This is a genomic window from Frankia canadensis (assembly GCF_900197875.1).
In the GTDB taxonomy this organism is placed as follows: Bacteria; Actinomycetota; Actinomycetes; order Frankiales; family Frankiaceae; genus Frankia; species Frankia canadensis.
Genome location: NZ_FZMO01000286.1, coordinates 1 through 4,516 on the forward strand (window position 1 = coordinate 1; position 4,516 = coordinate 4,516).

A 4,516-nucleotide genomic window follows, 5' to 3' on the forward strand; every position below is an offset into this window, starting at 1 on the left:
ACCTCCAACCGCCCCCGCGTCGGCACCCCCTTCGCAGCCACCGCCGCCGGCCCCACCGCGATCACGCGCTGCCCCAACCCATCCAACTCCCGCGCCAGATCCAAGGGGAACTCCCCCGGCAGCGGAAACTCCTGCAGCTTGGTCCCCGTGAACTCGTAGAATCGCTCCCAGTCATCGCTAGTGAACCCGCCACCTTCACCGCGGATACCCTTGTCGTGACTGACCTGCTTGAGCCAGAAGCACGCCGTCGAACTATTCAACACCCCCAAAAATCGCAGATAATCCCCCTCCGACGCCCCGGCCGGAAACTTGATCACCGGAGCGGACTGCTTGAACACTTTTCCGCCGCCATCAAGCACAAAGTAATTATGCGTTGCAACAAAAGCAAAGCAAATAGAATGCGGGACTTTAAGCTTCTCGGGATATATCTCCTGCCACTCATACCACCGCATCCCCTTCAAAAGCATAGGGACACCGAAGCGCTTCCTACCAGAAATCGCGGCTCGATACATAGAGAGAAGGGTGGAGATCCCGCCAATCTCATCGAGACCACTGGGGGTGAAGTCGTCGCGGTATGGCCAGATCGAGTCATCCAGGTCGGCGAGCGCGTAGTCGCGAATTGAGACGCCGGACACCAATGGTCTGGTATTCTCAATTCGTAGCCGTCGAGCGGCATGCCCGCGAGGCAATATGTAAAGATCGTCTTCGCCGGTAACAGCTGTGATACCCGCCGATGCTATGGCCGACCGAAGGCGGAGACCGGAGGAGGATTCAATAATCTTCTGCAAATCGACTGCACCGCCTCCACCCAGACTCCAAGGCGGACGGGAAAAATACTCGCGGTTCAAATCGACGACACTTACCCAGTCGCTATCGGAACCCGGCCTGTCAAGCTGTGCGCAGATCGCTTGCCAGACTCGGCCGCCGCTTGCATCCTCAGGCACTGAAGGCTCGCCGCGAATCCCAAGCACGGTGCGGACAAGATCTTTCCGCCGCGAGTCATTACGGCGACCGCACAAGATGATCGTTGGAGTTCCATGCCCCGGTATATAGGCGCCTGACGTGTCGATTACATACGTTAGTTCAACCTGATCTCTGTAGAATTCTTCGATCAGCTTCTTGCCAAACTCACGCTTCATGAAGGAGTTTGCAGTAATTTGACCTACGAAGCCGGCAGCCGACCCTTCGGAGTCCGCGAGTTTTGCCAACTCAAAAAAACGCTGGGCAAATGGAACCGAAAGAGCATATTTTCCCGAACAAGCACTGTACAGTTCACGATACAGCTCATTGAGTGTCTTGTCTTTGACCGTGATATACGGGGGGTTGCCGACAACGGCGTGGTAACGGCCCTGCTGGAGGATGTCGGGGTGGTCGACCAGGTTCTCGGTGGCGTAGGAGAAATCGGCGAGCTCATCCTGTACCTCACCGAAGAGGTCGAGTTGGCGATGTTTGATCAAAGCGTCGCCTGTGGCTACATGCAGAGGGAAGATATAGCCGCCAGCGGCGGTTAGAGATCCTAGGGCGGAGGCACGCAGTGCCTCGATGACCAGGCGGAACCTCGCGATCGCCGTCGCGTATGGATTGATGTCGACGCCGTGGACCGCGTCAAGTGCCAGGCTGATACGCTCGAAGATGTCGCGGTCGGGGGCGTTCTTTTCCCATTCAGAGAGGAGGCGGCGGAAGGCGCCGAGGAGGAAGTGGCCGGAGCCGCAGGTGGGGTCGATGACCTTGACGACGTCGTAGCCGAATTCCTCGATGGCCGGAGTGAGAGTGAGGTCGAGGATGAACTCCTCGACGAACTCGGGGGTTTGGAGGAGGGCGTACTTCTTGCGGATGTCCTCGGAGAGGTCCTGGTAGAGGTCGCCGAGGAAGCGGGTGTCCCAGGTGTCGTCGGTGAAGTCGTGGATCAGCGTGCCGGTCTCGGTGCGGCGGCGCCAGAAGGTGATGAGGTCCTTGGCGGCGTCGTGGGACAGCGGTATCTGGAAGAGGGCGTTGTGACGCTCGTCGAACAGGGCTGCGCCTACCGGCACCGCGGCGATCTCGCCGAAGGCGGTCAGGAGCCAGTCGCGGGCGGTCTTGTTGGGGTTGCGGCGGTAGAACTCCTCGGTCCGCTCCTCCGCGAGGGTCAGCCGGACCGTCGTCGGGCCGGCCAGGAACGGGTCGCCGATCAGTCCGTTGTCCTCGCAGAAGCGGACGAACACGGTCCCCAGCACCCAGGCGACCGCCGCCTGGGTGACCCGCTCCCCCAGCCACGCCGACCAGGTCGCCGCAGTCCGGCCGACCTTGAACGCCCGGTCGTACTCCTCCCGCAGCCGTTCCCCAACCTCGGCAAGCTCGCTGACCTGCGCTTTCAGGTCCTTCTCCAGCGCCTTCACCTGCCGCTGGGTGTCCTTCAGCAGCGCCAACCGATCAATCACAAATTTCCCCCACCACGCAGCGATCCGCCGGGCCCAGACGACTCATGCCGCAGGCGTCCGACGACAGCACATCCTGACGAGCCTAATATGACCTTCATTGCACCCAGATGGCATCGGCCTGATTGCCGTCGGCGTTGATGGCTCGTCGTTTCTGGTTGTCCTACGTGAGGCGGGCAGCGCGGGCTCAGGGGGGCAGACTTGAGTTCTCGCCACGAGAGCGTAGATCCTCACGAGAATGCGGCGCGAAGATGGAGAATTTCTCTACGCTCGAATCCGAGGCCGGAGAATATGGCATCAGGGCTGAGTTCGGCGATGCGACACGTCGGGTAGCCGTAGCGGACTGCCACACCGTATTGGCGCCGTGACCTGGGACTTTGTCGGCGGGTGCCATCCTTGGGCCGTCCGGCTGTCTACATCCGCTCGGCCAGACAGGGCGAGGAGGGGCTCGTTCGTCGCGGGTGGGGTCCGCAGGGGCTGTAACCCTGGAAGTGGACTGGACCTGTAGGGGGGACGTCTGAGGAAGGATCTTCCGTGCCCCCGGGTTCCGCGGTGAAGTCGTTCGAGGCGATGTTCCAGAACCATCACCTCGCGGTGTTGCGCTTCGCGCGGCGTCGGTTGGGTGAGGACGATGCCGCGTGGGATGTGGTGTCGGAGACCTTCCTGGTCGTGTGGCGGTCGTGGGAGAAGCGGCCGGCCGAGGCCGCGGAGGCGCTGCCCTGGCTGTACGCGATCGCGGGCAATGTGGTCCGCAATCGCCGCCGGTCCCAGGTGCGTACCACGCGGCTCACCGCCCGGCTGGCGATGACCGGGTCGGCTGCGACGGCTGATCCGGCCGGCACGGTCGACGCGGTTGCCGACGAAGCCGTCCGCCGGGACCAGGCGAGGCGCGTCCTGGAACGGCTGTCGGATGACGACCGGGAGGTCCTCATGCTCGCGGTGTGGGAGGGCCTCGACGCGGCCGGGCTCGCGACCGCGTTGTCGGTGTCCCCCGCGGCGGCGAAAGTTCGGCTGCATCGAGCGCGCCGCCGGTTGCAGGCGCTCGTCGAGGAGTCTCGCGCGACGCAGATCCCCCTGTCCTCTCCTGCCCTGGGAAGATCGTCATGACAGTCCCCGACCCTGACGGCAACGACATCGAAGTCGAGGACGATCTGCGGGCCGTCCGACTGCTGCTGGCCGGCACCGATCCAGCCCCACCGCGGCCGGCGTGCCGGGCCGAACAGCAGCGCGCGGCGCAGGTGCTGCAGTCCCTGCGGGTCGCCTCATGGCCTCGGTGGCGCCGGCGCAGGCCGCATGTGCTGGTCGCGTCCGCGGCGGCGGTGACGATGGTGGCGCTGCTCCTCGCCGTGGTGACCGTGATCGGCGGCAGTGGCCCCGCCTCCGCGGCACCGCTGCTCCCCGAACCCCTGGTGACCGTTGTCTCCGGCGACCACGCTGCGGCGGTCAATCTCCTGCAGTCCGCCGCGGCCCACCAACGCACGGCCGTCATGCAGGGCGTAGGGCCGGTGCGATACACGCTTCGGCAGACCTACGGGCTGGACGTCACCGTCGCCAAGCGGAAATCCACGACGACCGCCGTCACTTATCTGGTGGCAGCCTGGCGCCGGCCGGACGGGTCAGAGCACATAGAGCGGTCCGTGCAGCAGATCGATCGCGCAGGGCAGGACGTCGGCGGCCCAGAGCCCGCCCATTTCCCACATCACCCGACGACCGACGTGCCCGCCGCGGCCGCCGGCGAACCACTTCCGGCCGACCCGGCCAGGCTGCGCGCCACATTTGAGGCACTCTTCCACGACAACGGCGTCAGCCCCACCGACACCTACCTCGCTGAGGCCGTCGTGGACCGGCTACGAGAAGGAGACACCGACCCCAGCCAGAACGCGGCGCTGTTCGACGTCCTCGCCGAGACCGCCAGCGTCTACGATGCCGGACCAGTCAGAGACCGGGCGGGCCGCGACGGGCATGCCATCGGCGTCAAGATCTCCGGACCGGAAAGCCTCGCCACGGCCTACGGCTACCTGATTCTGTCCGACGACGGGACACCACTCACCGTCGAGGTCGTCTATTCCCCGGCCCCGCCGCCCGGCCTGCGGCTGCCCGCC

3 protein-coding genes are annotated in these 4,516 nt (G+C 64.6%); 2 read left to right on the plus strand and 1 reads right to left on the minus strand.

The annotated features are described in order from the left end of the window. Positions 1-2,417, minus strand: a 2,417-nt coding sequence (gene pglX / locus C1A33_RS20720; RefSeq protein ID WP_101833083.1) for a BREX-2 system adenine-specific DNA-methyltransferase PglX, incomplete at its 3' end; no start/stop codon positions are given. Between the two features lie 531 nt (positions 2,418-2,948). Between pglX and C1A33_RS20725 the strand changes: the two genes are divergently transcribed. Continuing rightward, entirely contained in the window at positions 2,949-3,521 is a 573-nt protein-coding gene (locus tag C1A33_RS20725) for an RNA polymerase sigma factor (protein WP_101833084.1), read from the plus strand. After that, positions 3,518-4,516: hypothetical protein (locus C1A33_RS20730; protein WP_101833085.1), on the plus strand; the 999-nt coding region annotated here is incomplete at its 3' end. The genes C1A33_RS20725 and C1A33_RS20730, both read left to right, overlap by 4 nt.